At 43.5% G+C, this 16,709-nt stretch carries 12 protein-coding genes; 8 read left to right on the forward strand and 4 right to left on the reverse strand.

Annotation, left to right across the window (positions count from 1 at the left end; translation table 11 throughout):
* Positions 1-20 precede the first annotated feature (20 nt).
* The 3 genes from AC3CID_RS18165 (at position 21) to AC3CID_RS18175 (ending at position 2,791) form a co-directional block, all read left to right on the forward strand.
* The gene (locus tag AC3CID_RS18165) at positions 21-833 is read left to right on the forward strand and encodes a crotonase/enoyl-CoA hydratase family protein (RefSeq protein WP_017077540.1); all 813 of its coding nucleotides are present in this window, start codon (positions 21-23) and stop codon (positions 831-833) included.
* 93 nt (positions 834-926) lie between these two features.
* Positions 927-2,102 (forward strand): OmpP1/FadL family transporter, encoded by a 1,176-nt coding sequence (locus AC3CID_RS18170; RefSeq protein WP_488527838.1) that lies wholly within the window; start codon positions 927-929, stop codon positions 2,100-2,102.
* On the forward strand, positions 2,102-2,791 hold the full coding sequence (locus AC3CID_RS18175) for a hypothetical protein (RefSeq protein ID WP_114635146.1): 690 nt from the start codon (positions 2,102-2,104) through the stop codon (positions 2,789-2,791). Before AC3CID_RS18170 ends, AC3CID_RS18175 begins: the two co-directional genes overlap by 1 nt.
* Before the next feature lie 113 nt (positions 2,792-2,904).
* On the opposite strand, the gene AC3CID_RS18180 is transcribed toward AC3CID_RS18175, so the two are convergent.
* The 3 genes from AC3CID_RS18180 to AC3CID_RS18190 all read right to left on the reverse strand — a co-directional run bounded on the left by AC3CID_RS18180 (position 2,905) and on the right by AC3CID_RS18190 (position 6,778).
* A complete protein-coding gene (locus tag AC3CID_RS18180) occupies positions 2,905-4,503 on the reverse strand; it encodes a bifunctional aspartate transaminase/aspartate 4-decarboxylase (RefSeq protein ID WP_488527839.1) in 1,599 nt (532 codons plus the stop codon).
* 148 nt (positions 4,504-4,651) lie between these two features.
* A complete protein-coding gene (gene aspT / locus AC3CID_RS18185) occupies positions 4,652-6,370 on the reverse strand; it encodes an aspartate-alanine antiporter (RefSeq protein ID WP_488527840.1) in 1,719 nt (572 codons plus the stop codon).
* A gap of 147 nt (positions 6,371-6,517) precedes the next feature.
* Complete coding sequence (locus AC3CID_RS18190; RefSeq protein WP_054545625.1) at positions 6,518-6,778, reverse strand: hypothetical protein; 261 nt, start codon at positions 6,776-6,778, stop codon at positions 6,518-6,520.
* Positions 6,779-7,022: 244 nt separating this feature from the next.
* Between AC3CID_RS18190 and AC3CID_RS18195 the strand changes: the two genes are divergently transcribed.
* Together AC3CID_RS18195 and AC3CID_RS18200 are read left to right on the forward strand one after the other, a co-directional pair.
* The gene (locus AC3CID_RS18195; RefSeq protein WP_488527841.1) at positions 7,023-8,174 is read left to right on the forward strand and encodes an efflux RND transporter periplasmic adaptor subunit; all 1,152 of its coding nucleotides are present in this window, start codon (positions 7,023-7,025) and stop codon (positions 8,172-8,174) included.
* A 9-nt stretch (positions 8,175-8,183) separates the two neighbouring features.
* Positions 8,184-11,231, forward strand: coding sequence for an efflux RND transporter permease subunit (locus tag AC3CID_RS18200; protein ID WP_428785719.1), 3,048 nt, complete (start codon positions 8,184-8,186; stop codon positions 11,229-11,231).
* Between the two features lie 103 nt (positions 11,232-11,334).
* On the opposite strand, the gene AC3CID_RS18205 is transcribed toward AC3CID_RS18200, so the two are convergent.
* A complete protein-coding gene (locus AC3CID_RS18205) occupies positions 11,335-13,263 on the reverse strand; it encodes a winged helix-turn-helix domain-containing protein (protein WP_102441454.1) in 1,929 nt (642 codons plus the stop codon).
* 231 nt (positions 13,264-13,494) lie between these two features.
* Between AC3CID_RS18205 and AC3CID_RS18210 the strand changes: the two genes are divergently transcribed.
* The 3 genes from AC3CID_RS18210 (at position 13,495) to AC3CID_RS18220 (ending at position 16,587) form a co-directional block, all read left to right on the forward strand.
* On the forward strand, positions 13,495-14,130 hold the full coding sequence (locus AC3CID_RS18210; RefSeq protein ID WP_428784799.1) for an SDR family oxidoreductase: 636 nt from the start codon (positions 13,495-13,497) through the stop codon (positions 14,128-14,130).
* A 293-nt stretch (positions 14,131-14,423) separates the two neighbouring features.
* Positions 14,424-15,536, forward strand: a complete 1,113-nt coding sequence (locus AC3CID_RS18215) for an NADH:flavin oxidoreductase (RefSeq protein WP_488527842.1) — start codon at positions 14,424-14,426, stop codon at positions 15,534-15,536.
* Positions 15,537-15,951: 415 nt separating this feature from the next.
* Positions 15,952-16,587 (forward strand): CatB-related O-acetyltransferase, encoded by a 636-nt coding sequence (locus tag AC3CID_RS18220; protein ID WP_114635164.1) that lies wholly within the window; start codon positions 15,952-15,954, stop codon positions 16,585-16,587.
* Positions 16,588-16,709: the final 122 nt, after the last annotated feature.

Here is a 16,709-nt window from a genome sequence, read left to right on the forward strand (position 1 = left end):
CCACTTATAAGGTAGCCACCATGCCAAACCTCGATCGTATTACTTGTTCTATCGATGAAAACCAAATTGCGACGGTTGTGTTGAATCGACCCGATAAGCTCAATGCTATTGATATGGCGATGTTTGAAGCCGTTAATGACATGATAAGTGAGCTCAAGAAGAACAGAGATATTCGAGCTGTTATTGTTAAGGGCAGTGGTTCCGATTTTTGTTCTGGCTTAGATGTTAAATCGTTATTGAACAGTAAAGTAGGGGCGATGAAGCTCTTGTTCAAATGGTTACCGACATTACCCAATGCTGCGCAGCGCTTTTCACTTGGTTGGCGAGAGATCCCATGTCCTGTTATTTTTGCGATTCATGGTCGTTGTTGGGGAGGAGGCCTTCAATTAGCCAGTGGTGGTGATTTTAGGATGGCCAGTCCAGACGCGACTTTCTCGATATTGGAAGCCAAATGGGGTTTGATTCCTGACATGGGAGGCGCCATCGCATTTCGAGAGTTAATGCGTAAAGATCACACCTTAGAAATGGCGATGACCGCTAAAGAGATCGACTGTGAAACAGCGAAAGACTATGGGCTGGTAACCAAGATTGCCGAAGATCCTTACGCTGAAGCTTATGCATTGGCACTTGAGTGTGCGAATCGGTCGCCAGATGTCGTCGCTGCTAATAAGAAACTCTACAACAAGACTTGGTGGTCAAGCCCTGGCATGGCAGTGTTCTACGAGACTTGGTATCAGATAAAGGTAGGGTTAGGCAAGAATAGAGCAATCGCTGCTCAACGTGAAATTCATCGAGACAAGCCACGTCCATACGTCGCGAGAAAGTTCAAATAGCGTTTGTACAGGAATAACGGATATTCCATTTGTTTATGGGGCTTTGCGGTAACCTTAGAGCAATTTAATGTCTAAGGCTAAATGAGCAATCTGATGAACAAAACTTTTATTTACTCGCTAGCTGCCACCGCAATTTTTACAAGCTTAAATGCTTTCGCAAGTGGTTTGTTTTTACAAGAAGCTGTCGTCGCCAATGCTGGTACTACCGGCGCTGGTGACGGTGTTTACACTCGCTCTGCCGCGGCGATGTGGACTAACCCAGCAACCATGTCTCACATGGGTGAAAGCAAAACCACGATCAATACCATGGCGTTCGATCTTGAGATGAAATATCAAGATAACCAAGATTCTAGCGATGATGGAAAAGGGCACTCAGTTCTTCCCTCATTTGGTGCCTTCCACGCGCATCAAGTCACAGACAAATTACACCTTGGTATTGCGCTTGGCGCTGTTGGCGGTTCAAGCCTCGATTATGGCAGTGATTGGGCGGGTGCTGCACTTCTAGAAGATATCACTCTCACAGCAATGCAAGTGAATCCATCACTGAGTTATAAGCTGAATGACCAGTGGTCAGTAGGCGCGGGTGTACAATTGAGCTGGGCAGCATTTGAGCAGTCAACTTCTGGGTTTACAGCTAAACAAGATACCGATTGGACCTATGGATATAACCTTGGTGTGATGTATACACCAACGGATAAACTTAAGTTGGGTGCCAGCTACCGCTCGAAACTAGAACATGAGTTTAAGAATGAGTTAAAAGGCCCATTACCTGGTAGCAATCGTTCTTTATCTACGGATATTGCGTTACCTGAGATTGTCGATGTCAGTGCTAGTTATGCCTTGAACCAACAACTTGACCTATTGGCAAGTATTCAGTTCCATCGTTGGAGCGCGTGGGACGAGACAGTACTAGACTTTGGTGCATCAGTTGGTGGTGACCCTACAGGCGGAATTCCAATCAAGCGTGACTGGGATGATGTTTGGAAATTTGCGGTTGGTGCTGATTATCAATTGAATTCAGACTGGCGTTTAAAAGCGGGCTTCTCTTACGAGACCTCGCCACAAGATGATCCGTCAATGCAATGGGTTGACCTCCCTGTTGGCGAACAGTATCGCTACTCAGTAGGTGCTTCAACGTATTGGGATGATATCTTGATCGACGTGTTCTACGAATACGCTGACTTGGGTTCGGTTGAAATGGATCGTCTAATGGTTGATGGTTCGTTCGACGGCCGTATCCACTTTGTTGGCGTTAGTGCGACCTTCTAATGACATTACGTAATCTATTACTTGTTGCTGTGGCAACGTTCGGATCGATGGATGCTTTGGCTGAAGAGAAGCACCCTGATGATCCGACTAAAATCGTGACAAAAGCTGGCGTTGCTTATAACGAAGATTTGCAGTTTTCAGGCTCTATTGGTTTAGATGAAGCGCGAATGATCAATGCTCGTGTCAATGCCGACGGTGAAGAGTGGCGATTAGGCGGTTCATGGCTGTTGCCTATGGGTATTGTGAACTTCAACTTTAGCCGTTCTGAATATGACAACGATGCTTATAAGAACAACTACAGTATTGGCACATTTATACCACTGAGCTATTTCGATATTGAGCCGTTCGGTTGGCAAATCTTCCCTATGGCTGGTTACAGCTATAATGACGGCGAAGTAGCTGTTTTCGATGATGATAACGTTGGTTCTGACTATGTGTTGATGCCGAGCTCAACACACGGTGGCTACATTGGTGCGTTTGGTTTAAAAACGATTACTGATGAATGGTCTATCATGGGCTTCGGTGGCGGTTCAATGGGGTCTGATGATTATTCAGGGTATTGGGCAGGCGTCGGTGCTAGCTACAAGTTGAGTGATGCTCAATCATTCAACTTCTTCACTATTTTTGCTGAGGATGACTTCGGTGAAAATAACAGTGTTGGCGCTTCTTATACCTATGAGTTCAAATAGCTTTTCTAACATATCGTCTTAGATAAAAAGAACTGAGTGTAGGCTCACTAATTTAGTGAATCTACACTCAGAACTTATCGCTCTTCTATGAGCTTTCTAGTGTTGAGGTCGTGTTAGCAAGCCGCTTCGTAACGTTCAACATAGCTTTGCATTACCGCGTTCATCGCTTTGGTGATATTTGCGTATTGTGCTTCCTCTAGATTCGCGAGAGACACACGCAGAGACCACGTTGGCGCATCAAAACCTGCCCCAGGCATCACAATCACACCATGTTCTACTGCAAGGCGTACCAAGAAATCAAGCGGCTCATACGTTTCTTCTAACCATGCGAAGAAATCGTTGCTATGAATCGTTTGAGCAATCTCTTTCAGATCAATCTCCACGTAATAGAATGCACCGGTTTGATCGCCTTCAGCAACGATTGGCGCGGCTAAGTTATTCTGCATTAGAGTGTGGTAGCGACGACGCACAATTTGTTTCGCGAGTCGTTTGTATTCTTCACCATCCTTCATCAAAGACAGTAGCGAGAACATTGTCATCTGAATCTGCTGAGGTGTTGAAAGACCGGCCGTATGGTTCAGTGCTACTGCACGGCTGTCTGCCACTAAACGATCAATGAACTTAATCTTACTCGGCTCAAGTGCAATGCCTTGGTATCTTGCCGTTAGTGTGCCTCTGGTTTCCTCTGGAAGATCAGCAATCATACGGTCGAAGTTGTTGTCTTCATGTACGCCAATCACGCCTAAACGCCAGCCTGTTGCACCAAAGTACTTAGAGTATGAATACACTAGAATAGTGTTCTTCGGAGCCAGCATTGCTAATGATGTGAAGTTATCAGCGAAAGTGCCATAAACATCATCAGTAAGAAGGATTAGGTCAGGGCGACGGTTAGCAACCTCTGCAATCTTATAGAGTGTCTCATCGCTTAATCTAACCGAAGCTGGGTTGCTTGGGTTAACGAGGAAGAAAGCTTTAACACTTGGATCGTTCAGTTTTTCTAATTCAGAGTCTGGGATTTGCCACGCAGACGCTTCATCCGCCATGATTTCTACTTTGTTGAGCGCGTAATCTTCAAGCTCTGGCATTTCAATATACGGAGTGAAAATCGGCGAACCAATCGCGATGGTGTCACCAGGGTTCAATAGTCGGTTGCTCTTTAGCGTGTTAAAGATGTAAACCATGGCCGCTGTGCCACCCTCAACGGCGAACAAGTCAAACTTTCCTGCCGGTAATGGCTGCGAGCCTGCCATTTCTTGCTCAATGTATTTGCGAGCAATGAGTTCCGAATATTTGAGCATGCGATCAGGCACTGGGTAGTTGTTACCTAGAATCCCCTCAACCCATTCATAAATAAGCGCATCACCGTCTACCTGGTATTGATCCGTAATAAACTGGAAGGCTTCAATGAGGAATTGCACACCTTCTTGGTCTTCGTATTTTTCACAAAACTGAAGAAAGCGCAGGCTAATATCTTGTTGAACTCCCATTCCACCAAAGCCTTCATATCCTGAGAAATTCGATTTTGATTCTTCTAGTGCAAACATACCTAATTGGAAAAAGGCTTCACGTGGCGCTGTCGCGACCCAGTTTGGGTTACCACGACCAGCGTTGATCATGGTTTTTTCATGTGAATGTTGAGCAAGGTCGATCAGTGTGTTTTTTACTTCGAATGGGCTTAGTGTTTCTAGGCGTTTTTCATCTGTGCGTTTCATAGTCGTTTCTCTTTAAATTTGTTTAAGATCCAAGTTTTTTGGATATATAAATGAGTTAATTTCTTTGAGCAGCTAGCCTGCTTGGCTAGCTACTGTGTTAAATCGTTAATTAATAAGTTGAATCATCAATTGGCTGATTCGGTGTTGATTACGAGATTTTGGTAATTAGGTTGATGATGATCGGACCCCATAAGGTGAGGAAGATATTGGCAACCGCATAAGTCATCGTGAAACTCGGTACTGGTGTGCTGTTCTGTGTTTTTTCTAGTAGCGATGCGAATGCAGGGTTTGCACTGCGGCTACCCGCGACAACAGCAAGTGCTTCCACTGGGTTTTTGATTTTGAGTACGTAGTAGTTAAATAGGAACGTCAGTATTTGAGGAATCAGAGTCACCAATACACCGAGTAGTAATAGCGTTATGCCATTCTCTTTGATTGCCGTCAGCGCTGGAGCGCCTGCATTAATACCAACAACCGCAACAAATACTGCAAGGCCGAATGTCTGCATAAAGTTGGCTGCGCCGTGGTTAACACTGCCTAAACGAGGTGTACGCATTCTTAGGTAGCCCACAAGTAGGCCGGAAACCAGACAACCTAAACCTGAACCTAGAGCGATATGAGAACCACCGATAGTGAAACCAATCTCGCCAATCAGATAGCCAAGCACCATGCCGAAAGACATTGTTACGAAGTCAGTAACACTAGGCTGTGGGCTGTTGTAACCAATTTTTTTGATGACTTTAGTTATGTCTTCTTTTTGTCCAACTAAGGTGATTTCGTCACCAATGTGCAGTTCAGTTTCTGGCAATGTCGAAATATCATGGCCCATGCGTGATAGCTGAGTGATATAAACACCACGACGAATACGTGCGTTCGTTTCATCGTGAAGCTTACGTAGCGTAATACCCGCTAGTTTCTTATTCGTGAGTACGACCTTCTGTTGTGTTTGGACAACATTGCTTTCTTCACTAAATTCACCGAGTTCGATACCCAATGAGGTCACTTTAGGAAATGCCTGAGTCAGACCAGTAAGGTAAACTTTGTCACCCGCCGCTAAAATAGGGTTCTTCGCCAAATCTAACGTTGATTCTGTGTCTTGGTGTGAGCGGTAAATAGCTTCAATTGTGAGGTCAGCATCGAATGCTTCTTCTAACTCGACAACACTTTTCCCAACAAACATAGAGTTCGCGGTCACTTGATAAGCACGAGAAGATACGCGGTTCAATGCAGAGAATTCACCCTCGTTTAGTTGCTTGCTGCCAGCGCCCATTTTTTCCGCAAGCTTCTTCGCTTCTTTGGTTATGTTCCAACCCATTACCATTGGAATGAGTGACATCATTAGAATCGGACCAAGAGAGCCGAAGATATAGGTGATTGAGTAACCCACAGCCACGTTTGTTTTAAGCGTTGAGGTGACATCTGGCGCTAGGTTCAACTGATCGATAGCATTACCTGCAGTACCTATGATTGCCGATTGTGTTAAGCCACCAGCCGCAAGGCCCGCCGCTAAACCTTTATCTAGTCCTGCCCATTTAGAGAGCAACACAACCGTGATTAATCCTACAAACGTCATCACAAACGAAGCGAATAAGCGTGTTAGCGATGAAAGGCGGAATGACGAGAAAAACTGCGGACCGCCGTTGTAACCCACCATAAAAATAAATAAAGCAAAGAAGATGCTTTTTACTTCGTTAGAGATCGCGATACCGCCGATCTGACCAAGTGCTACAGCAACAAGCAGTGAACCTGCGATTCCACCTAATTCAAACTTACCGATTTTAATTTTACCGATTAAGTAACCGAGACCGAGTGATAAAAAGAGCGCTATAAACGGATAGTCTCTAAGTTGTTCAATAATAAATGACATAGTAATCCTTGAATGAAATAGCATCATCATTGACTCGCTATTTCATTTTTTAATTTGGTTTAACGTTTGATTAAGCATTAATCAAGGTTTGGTTGATGAACTGATCTAATGCTTTATTTTTTAATAATCTGGACTTCATCCAGCCTTCTACTTTTTATGATGCAGTCGCGATGATTTTTTATGGTCATGTATTTTATCTTTGTGATGTTTATCATGATGACCATCAGAATGGTGATTGACTAAATGCTTATGACCTTCTGGGGCGCCACCATGTTGACCAGAATGAGAAGGTTGATGCTCTCTATATTCTAAATGGTCTTTATTATGTTTATGGGTAACATCTTCTCCATATATACGTTTCATCTTTTCTTTAATAGCGACTTTAGTATGATTAATTTGATTCGACATAGTTAACTCGTTTATTTGTTTAAGGAACGATGAGAATTATATCGATCGAGAGAATAGATAAATCATGTTCAAATAAAATAGCAATAAAATAAAAATTGAGTTTCGATTGATGTTTTCATTGTAAGTGTTTGATTTTTAAGGTTTGATTTTTATTTTATATAAGATTGTCTGGATGTTATATGAGTTTGATTTATTGGCAGTGTCGATAGGTAGAATGACCAGACTTAAAAAACAAGGTGAACACATGAGTAAGTATAAAGGCGTTATCGTCGGGTCAGCTCTTTTTATATTACTGTCTTTTGTATTTGGTTTTCATTATGTAAAAGGTGAAATGATCAAAGAGAAGGTCGATAATTTTAAATTGCCAGCTATATCTGTAACAACGGAAAAAGTAAACCAAGATACTTGGGATAAAAGTTTAAAAGTCATTGGTAACATTCATTCTAATCAATCTATTGATGTGACGAGCCAAATGTCAGGCCAAGTAAAAGAGATTCTCTTTACTTCAGGTCAGCAAGTAAATAAGGGTGATGTTCTTGTTAAATTGGATGATGCGTTATTGAAGTCCAACTATAAGAGTCAGCTATCCAAAGTTGAATTGGTAAGAATCGAATTGATGAGAAATAAATTGCTCCTTAGAAATAACAGTGTTTCAAAAAATTCGGTTGATAAGCTACAAGCTCAATTTAATGCTGAAGGTGCAAAGCTGGAATATATTTCTACGCAAATTGACTACATGAAAGTGAAAGCGCCATTTTCTGGCAGCGTTGGGATTCGTAATATCGATGTGGGTGACTTTATTAATTCAAGCACAGCGATTGTCGAACTGGAAGACAAATCAAAGCAATATGTCGATTTCTCTATTCCAGAGCTTTATTTACACGATGTGAAGGTAGGGCAAGATTTACAGTTTAATTCAGAAGCAACGAACGACGAAGTCTTTCACGGCACTATTTCTGCCATTGAACCGAGCTCAGACAGCAACACGCACAATATCGAATTGAGAGCCATGGCTAACCAAGCCGTGCCGTTAGAGGCGGGTATGTATGTCGACGCTACGTTAATCACATCAGAATCGGACACTATTGTGGCGGTACCTTCCGTTGCGATCAGTTACACCTTATATGGGAACACCGTGTTTGTGTTGGATACGTCGACTAAAAAGGCCAGCGAACATTCGAGCAACGATGCATCACCATTTTACGAGTACAAGGTTGTGCAGCGCACTGTTGAAGTAGGCCCAAAACAAGGCGGTTATGTTGGTGTGGTTTCGGGCTTGAAAGAGGGGGATGTGGTTGTGACTTCAAACCAACACCAACTCAAGAATAGTGGATGGGTTCTGGTTAATAACCAACATCCGTTGATTACTGACAAAAGTACTAAGCAAAGTAACTAGGAAACTCCCATGACATTTACTGATGTATTTATCAAACGTCCAGTTTTGGCTACGGTATTAAGCCTTGTACTGTTGGTGTTAGGCCTTAAAGCCTTCACCTCACTGCAAGTGCGTCAATATCCAGAAATTGAAACAGGCGTTATTACCATTACAACGAGTTATCCAGGTGCCAGTGCATCCAGCGTTCAAGGGTATGTGACGCAGCCACTGCAGGCAGAAATTGCTCAAACAGCGGGCATTGATTACATGACATCGGATAGTGCTCTGGGTAAGTCGGTTATCACGGTTTATTTGAAGCTAGGGTACCCGTCTGATAGTGCTTTGACCGAAATTTTGTCTCTCGTGCAGCAAGTGAAATATAAGCTGCCGTCGGGTGTATTGGACCCGAGTATTCTTAAATCGACGTCTCAATCTCCGATCTTATATGTTTCATTTTCGAGTGACACATTGAAGACGGAGCAAGTCTCGGACTATGTGAGCCGCGTAGTTAAGCCGACTTTCTCTACTGTTGAGGGGGTGTCAAAGGTCGACATATTGGGGCAAGAAGATTTTGCAATGCGAATCTGGCTGAACCCTCAACGACTGGCTTCATATGGTCTGACGGCTGAAGATGTTCAAAACGCGCTTCGTGCAAATAACATTGTGAGTGCGGCGGGCAAGTTGCAAAACCCTTATATCGAAGTTGATATTAACGCCCATACCGATTCAAGTTCGGTAGACGATTTCAAGAACATGGCTTTGAAAGCGCATGACGGGCAACTGGTGCACTTAAAAGATGTGGCGACGGTTGAACTAGGCGCAGCAAACTATGACTCAGACGTTGAGTTCAATGGTGTGACTACCGTATCAACGGCGATCAGCAATACGGCAACATCTAATCCATTGACCGTTGTTGAAGGCATTTACGAATTGCTTCCACAGATCCAAGCAGGCTTACCTGAAGGTATTAAAGCGGATGTAATCTATGACTCGACTAAGTTTATCGAAACCTCAATTGATGAAGTAGCGAAAACCTTAATCGAAGCCGCACTGATCGTTGTCATCGTTATCTTCGCCTTTTTGGGCTCAATGCGAGCGATGTTGATACCACTTGTAACGATTCCTTTGTCATTGATTGGCTCTATGTTCTTCATGTTGAGCATGGGCTTCAGTATTAACCTGTTGACGCTGCTTGCCATGGTATTAGCAATATCGCTGGTGGTTGATGATGCCATCGTTGTTGTGGAAAACACATTCCGTCACTTAGAAGACGGCACTAGCCCAATTAAGGCAGCAATAGACAGTGCTCGTGAAATTGCAGGCTCGGTTATTGCGATGACCATTACATTGGCCGCAGTGTATGCGCCGATTGGTTTCATGGGGGGGCTCACCGGTAAGTTGTTTACTGAGTTTGCATTCACTTTGGCGGGTTCAGTACTAATTTCGGGTTTCATCGCCTTAACGCTAACGCCGATGATGTGTTCAAAACTGCTTAATAAATCGGTTCTCGACGGAAAACTGGTTAAGAAAATCGATGCGGTAATTGAAGGCGTAACAGAGCGCTATCGTAAAGTGCTCGAACATGTGTTGAATAACCGTGTTTATATTTGGCCTGTGGTAGGAACGTTGCTGATCAGTCTGGTGTTCATGTTTATGAATACTTCATCTGAACTGGCACCTGAAGAAGATCAAGGCGTGATGATTGTGATGGGACAAGGTCCTGCACAAGCGAATACCGATTACATTCGCCACTTTACTCCGGCTCTGATTGACTCTATCAGCAAGAACGATGAAGTCGAAATGACCATGCTAGATAACGGTTACATGAACAACAATGCGTTCTTTGGTTTGGGTGTATTGAAAGATTGGGATTCGCGTGACGCAACGGCAAAAGAGGTAATGCAACGTTTCGAAAAAGAGAGTCCTGTATTACCGGGTTTGCAGGTGTATACCTTCTCTCCACCGGATTTGCCAGGCACGCCGCAAGGTCTGCCATTCCAAATGGTTCTGAAAACGCCAACGGGTTCTTATCAGGATCTCTATCAGTACGCTGAAAAACTGAAAGAGTACGCACAGAAGAGTGGCAAGTTCATCTATGTGCAAAACGACCTGAATTTTAATAAGCCACAGGTAGAGATTCGCATCGACCGCGATAAAGCGGCTCAGATGAACGTGAACGCACAAGACATCGGTACCGTGTTGTCTCGCTTTATCAGTGAAGGCTTCGTGAATTACTTCTCGATGGATCAGCGCAGCTATCAAGTTATCACTCAGGTACCTAACGAGAACCGTAACTCTTGGGATGATCTGAAGAGCTACCACGTACGCTCTAACACCAATGAGATGGTCCCGCTGGCGTCATTGATTGAAATTAGCCAATCAGTACAGCCATCGAAAGTGGATCAGTTTCAACAGCTTAATAGCGCCATGATTGAAGCGAAAATGATGCCGGGAATCAGTATCGGTGAAGCCTATAAAGTGATGGAAGAAGGGGCAGCGAAGATATTGCCTAAATCTTATACGACGGATACTTCAGGCCAATTGAGACAGTTCCTACAAGAAGGCTCTTCACTGGTTACGACGTTCTTCCTTGCTCTTGTGATTATTTACTTGGTTCTGGCTGCTCAATTTGAAAGTTTGCGAGACCCACTAGTGGTATTAACCAGTGTGCCATTGTCTATCTTTGGTGCTCTGATGCCACTGTATTTAGGCATTGATACGCTCAACATATACACCGAAGTAGGGCTGGTGACCTTGATAGGCTTAATCAGTAAGCACGGTATTCTGATTGTGGAGTTTGCAAACCAAATGCAACAGGAATTGAAATGTAGCCGACGCGAGGCCGCTATTCGTTCAGCGACTGTTCGAATGAGACCGGTATTGATGACCACAGCTGCGATGGTTGTCGGTGTCGTACCGCTGCTCATTGCAAGCGGAGCCGGTGCTCAAAGCCGTTTCTCGATTGGTTTGGTCATCACGGTGGGTATGTCGGTAGGCACGCTGTTTACGTTGTTCGTGGTACCAACGATTTATACCTACTTGGCTGCGGATCACCGCGGGCAAGAGCAAGAAGTTTAGTCCGTTATCCAGTTTGTTATTTTATTCACTAGTATTTAGCTCACAAGAAGCACATCGCCTGTATGGGCTGTGTGCTTCTTAATGATCGAGAATTATAAACTCATCAATGCTTGATACCCAATTTGGATTCAATCTCGGTGATGTTACTTTTGAAAAACAGTGTTTGAGCTACTTTCAAAACTACAGGGTGGCCAGATTCTAATATCGCTTCATAGTAATACTCTTCCGCCATTGAAGGGTTGCCTTGAGATTCTTCAATTTTTGCCAAGATAATCATAGACATCACACTGTATTCATTCCTAGGGATCAAGCTCAGATAGTATTCGGCTTGGTCAGGGTTATCTTCAGTGAGGAAGTAGGCTGCTAACGCGTCATAGACTCGATAAGAGTTAGCATTGTTCTGAGCATTTAGTAACTGTTTTTTGAATTTCTTATTGAGCGCTTCAACCTGCTTATTCTTATTCTTCGATCTCATTATAAAAATGTCGGCAAGCTCATACATGTAACGGTTCGACATAACGAAGTGGTTGTCGGGTTCTAGCTCATTGGCTTGGGCGATCTTAGACAATGTGTCGGTTCTGTCTAATGTCATGAAGGTGAGTCCGAGCGCTTCAAGGGTGAGCTTTAAGGCTTCTTCTTGTTTGGGTAACTCAGAGATTTGTTGCTTTAATATCGATTTTTGAATATCCAAACTAAATGAATCCAACAGGTCATCGAGCATTGAACGCATGGTCGTGTGGAGTGAAGCTGGGTCAATCAGGTAATCTCGACCTAGGTGTCTGAAGTTAGAAATTCGGTTGAAGTAGGTGATATCAAGGTATTCTCTATCACCATCAATTTCACTCTTGAAACTGATCACGTTGGCTGAATTTGGCACCAAGGTTTCATCGATTACGACACGAAAATCGCGATAGGTGGTCAAGTAGCTCATTAATTTATGGATGATCCCACGCTTAAAGGCATCCGTCTTCAAGTTGTCATCGATACTTACGTAGATGTATCTAGGCTCTAAAGACAAGTAGTGCACAGATTCGTGTGCTTTGTGGGCATCTAGATTTTGGCTGTCTGCTGTTTGATTAAGACGATTTTGTTCCGTTGATTGATTTGAGTCAGCGAGTGGTTGGTTTGATTCATTAGCGGCGGTATTTAAACTGCTCAAATCGAAGGCGTCCGATGTAGGGCTGGTCGGTTTTAACGTCCACCAAATAAGTCCAAGCGCAATAACTATAGCGCCCCCAAACATCACAGCACGAGACGTTCTTTTCTGAGGTTTATTGGCTGCTATAGGCGCTTGTTTGTCGTTTGCTGTTTTATTTACAGGTGACTGTTGAATGAACTGTGCTGTACTCGAATCGGTATGGCTTGGATCGACATAGCTCGAATCGCTAGGTCTCGAAGCGCTAGGTTGCGGATCAACAGGCTGAACAGGCTCTTGTGAAGCAGGTTTTTCTAAGGTCGCATCGATTGAACTCTCTTTAGGTTCTTCGAGTACGGTTTTGGCCTCTGAGCCTTGATCGCTTATTAGGTTCTCACCAGTAACCGATTCTGCTTTTGGTTCGACTTGTTGTTTTTTATCCTCATCCAAAACTGGCGATGTATCTGGTGCGTCTGATTGAGTTGAAGGAAAGGAACCAAAAGCATTAGGTGCATGATTCATGTCTGCAACTGACACGGTATCTGTGGTGACACTTGCAGGTACTAAGATGGTTTTGTGTACATCAACATCGAGTTTATAACCGCGTTTGGGCACGGTGATGATGTGTCCCATGGAATGTCGTTCAGCCGCTTTGAGTATTTTGCGCAGTTCAAAAATGGCTTGCGTGATCACCTGATCTGTCAAGATTGAGCCATTCCAGACTTCATTAATCAGCTCATCTCGTGAGAATACGATCTTAGGATTTTGGCAGAAAAAGTTGAGTAGCTTGGACAAGCGATTGTCGATGATCACGTCTTCATCATTCATGATGAGTTTGTCTTCATCAGGAATAAATAACCACACGTCGAAAGAGTATTGAATGCGTTCTTTTTTCATAACCACCGAGACTAAGTCATTGTATTAAAATTACTTTAGTAGACATGTTTGGGCAATTCAATCAACCAATGCCTAATTATGATAAGTGGTCGTGCTTTTGAGCGGATTAGTAAGAGCCAGCAAAAAAATAAAAATAATATTGAGACTTATTCGCATCTGTTGATCTCAATAAAGGAACGGTTTAAATTGTCTGGTTAGTATCACTACAACATGAATATTATGAGGTTTTTTATGAGTACGGTCGTTGTATGGGGAGCAGGAAGTGGATTGGGTGCTGCAATTGTTGAGCATTTTCACAAACAAGATTATCAAGTGATAGCGATTGCGAGAAGCCCAGAGAAGAACACGCGCTTGGCTGAACTTGGTATCACCACACTGCGTTGTGATGCTACCGATAAAGAACAGGTTGAAGCTGTGGTCGCTCAATTACCTAAATCGGCACTGGTCGTTTCTAGTATGGGCAGCTTCAGAGCGGATGTTCCCGTTGATTATATTGGACACCGACATCTGACTGATGCGCTTGAAGCCAATGGTATCGCTCGATTTGTGCTGGTAACGTCGTTAGGTTGTGGTGACTCTTGGCAGTATTTGTCTGAGCGATCTAGAAAAGGGTTTGGCGCAGCGGTTCGTGAAAAGTCGTTGGCTGAAGCTTGGCTAACCTCGAGTTCTCTGGATTACACAATCTTACGTCCGGGTGGCTTGTTAGACGGCGAGGAGACTGGCAACGGTGAGCTGTCCCAGCAGGTCGAAGTTCATGGTGTGATTTACCGGCAAGAAGTGGCGCGCCTTATTGAAGCCTTGTTAACCAATGAAGCGAGCATTGGGCAGATCTATCAGTGTGTTGATCCTACGGTTAAATATGGGTAACGCTGTTAAGTCTGAATTTTAGTAAAGCCTTCAAGCTATATAGCTATAAGCTTATAAATCTATAAGCTTATAAATCGGTGAAGCCGTTTAGTGAAATTAAGTGGCTTCTGTTTACTTCCTTTGTCTTCTCTAATTCCTGTCTTTCTGATCTCTTTCTGCCTTTTTCTCATATGAGAGTGCCGCTCTCTTAATCTAGATTAAGTTTTCCCTAGTTTATTCTCTGTAGTATCCGCCTGAATCAGTGCCCATGCTTGATGGGTAACTCGCGTAACACGATTTTGAGAGGAAGACACTTGAGCACTTTGTTTACAGAAACCCACATTGGCAAGATGACACTAAAGAACCGCTTCATGAGAAGTGCAACGTGGGAAAATATGGCGACAGAAGATGGCCATATGACAGATAAACTTTACGCTATCTATGAAGAGTTGGCTCAAGGTGAAGTCGGCCTGATCGTGACGGGTTACGCGAACATCGTTGAAGAAGAAAAGCCGAATGCGGGCATGATGGGTATGTATAACGACTCGTTTATCGAGGAATACAAAAAGCTGACTCAACTGGTGCACGACAACGACTCTAAAATCGTGATGCAATTGGCTTATGGTGGCACCAAAACCACGCATGATCTTGGCGAGCGAGTAATCTACGCACCAAGTGAGGTTCCAGAAAAAGGAACTCAAACACTAGGCAAAGCGATGACCAAAGATGAGATCGACTACATTGTTGATGCCTTTGCTCAAGCGTCATTAAGAGCACAGAAGTCAGGTTTTGATGGCGTTGAAATTCATGCCGCTCACACCTACCTAATTAACCAGTTCTTAAGCCCTTATTACAACCAACGTGAAGATGAATACGGTGGTAGCCTTGAGAACCGCATGAGATTTTTGTTAGAGATCTATACCGCGACTCGTAAGCTAGTTGGCGATGATTTCCCAATCTTAGTTAAGCTTACAGCTTCTGAGTTTTTCGAGGGCGGAGTGGCGTTTGACGAAACACGCATTGTTTGTAAAAAGCTTGAACAAGTGGGTGTGGATGGCATTGTCGTGTCAGGCAATATTCATGGCAAAGCAGACACTATGATTGGCGAGTCGCACGATGGTTTTACCATTCAGGCAGAAGGCTACTTCCACGAATATGGTCACGCAATCAGCCAAGACGTTAATATCCCAGTTATCACGGTTGGTGGCCTAACGGATTTTGATGCTATCGAAGCGATTGCAAACAATACTGGCATTGAATACTTCGCGCTTTCAAGACCGCTGCTTTCTGAACCCCATTTAGTTAAGCGTTGGAAAGAGGGTGACCGAAGCCCTGTTGAATGTGAGCGATGTTCTAAGTGTCGTACCAAGCGCGGTAACTTCTGTGTCGTGAACAAAGACAGAAAAGTACAACTTGCTCGCATGTAACCGCTAATCCTAGACCCAAGCGTAAGCCTAAATTTATAAGCGAGTCTAAGTTTGAGCCTGTGTAATCGCGCAGGCTCTTGTTCATTCCGTATTCTACGAAACGATATTTGTAACCTTATTAATCACATTCTTCTGTCAAATGAGTGTGCATTAACGGATACAATATACCTGTAAATTATCTAACCAAGTTATCGATAACAAACTGAGCAAACTTTGAAATTACTTCCTCTCTTAAAGCAACCTCGAATCCACTGACGCCTTTTTAGTTTCAGCGGCATTACGATCATTTCAACTGTGACTACACTATTGATGTATCAGGGCACCCATTGCTACTACGTCAGCGAAACTGTGCACGTTGAATCTGTATTGTCGAATATATTGATATTTAACTAATAAAGATTAATCAGAGGTAAAAATGCAAAACAAGCATTGGTCTAAATTCGAATTGCTGCATGAAGTAGTCAGCAACCCCAACATTCACATCAAAGGTCAACACAGTTACTACAGCGATTGCTGGGACAATGGGTTTGAAGGTTCAGTTGTCCGTTATCTTCATGGTGACGAAGTCAGTCGTCAGTGGGAGCCTCGTTGGGAAATCGACGAACTCTATATTGGTGACTATGTTTGTATCGGGGCAGAAGTGGTCATTCTCATGGGCGGTAACCATACCCACAGAGTCGACTGGTTTTCACTGTATCCATTTATGGATGTGATTGAAGACGCCTATATCGGCAAAGGCGATACCCATATTGAAGATGGGGTGTGGTTAGGCATGCGAGCGATGGTGATGCCCGGAGTTACGATTGGCGAAGGCGCTGTAGTTGCAGCGAATAGCGTTGTGACAAAAGACGTCGCACCCTACAGTATTGTTGGTGGTTCTCCTGCGAAAGTCGTTAAGTACCGTTTTGACAAGTCCGTTATCGAAGAACTGATTTCGATGAAAATATACGACTGGCCTGAAGAGAAGTTTGAGTCATTAAGAAAGCACTTGTGTGATTCGGATTTTACAAAGTTAAAGCAGGCGATTGAGGATTATGACAACAGATTGTAGAGCACGAATAGAACGGAAGATTTGTGTAGGAAGATCTGCGTCATAGTTATATTGAAAAACACGTTAAATCAGTCCGTTACCTTGCAATACTCAACATGGTGTACCAATCTTATTTCATAAGC

Source organism: Vibrio sp. QJM3NY_21, assembly GCF_057785975.1.

What these genes read in the sequence shown, in the direction of transcription:
- AC3CID_RS18180 (WP_488527839.1), bottom strand. Translation starts at nt 4,503, where the DNA reads ATGAAACGCACAGATGAAAAACGCCTAGAAACACTAAGCCCATTCGAA.
- aspT (WP_488527840.1), bottom strand. Translation starts at nt 6,370, where the DNA reads ATGTCATTTATTATTGAACAACTTAGAGACTATCCGTTTATAGCGCTC.
- AC3CID_RS18170 (WP_488527838.1), top strand. Translation starts at nt 927, where the DNA reads ATGAACAAAACTTTTATTTACTCGCTAGCTGCCACCGCAATTTTTACA.
- AC3CID_RS18210 (WP_428784799.1), top strand. Translation starts at nt 13,495, where the DNA reads ATGAGTACGGTCGTTGTATGGGGAGCAGGAAGTGGATTGGGTGCTGCA.
- AC3CID_RS18205 (WP_102441454.1), bottom strand. Translation starts at nt 13,263, where the DNA reads ATGAAAAAAGAACGCATTCAATACTCTTTCGACGTGTGGTTATTTATT.
- AC3CID_RS18175 (WP_114635146.1), top strand. Translation starts at nt 2,102, where the DNA reads ATGACATTACGTAATCTATTACTTGTTGCTGTGGCAACGTTCGGATCG.
- AC3CID_RS18165 (WP_017077540.1), top strand. Translation starts at nt 21, where the DNA reads ATGCCAAACCTCGATCGTATTACTTGTTCTATCGATGAAAACCAAATT.
- AC3CID_RS18190 (WP_054545625.1), bottom strand. Translation starts at nt 6,778, where the DNA reads ATGTCGAATCAAATTAATCATACTAAAGTCGCTATTAAAGAAAAGATG.
- AC3CID_RS18195 (WP_488527841.1), top strand. Translation starts at nt 7,023, where the DNA reads ATGAGTAAGTATAAAGGCGTTATCGTCGGGTCAGCTCTTTTTATATTA.
- AC3CID_RS18220 (WP_114635164.1), top strand. Translation starts at nt 15,952, where the DNA reads ATGCAAAACAAGCATTGGTCTAAATTCGAATTGCTGCATGAAGTAGTC.
- AC3CID_RS18200 (WP_428785719.1), top strand. Translation starts at nt 8,184, where the DNA reads ATGACATTTACTGATGTATTTATCAAACGTCCAGTTTTGGCTACGGTA.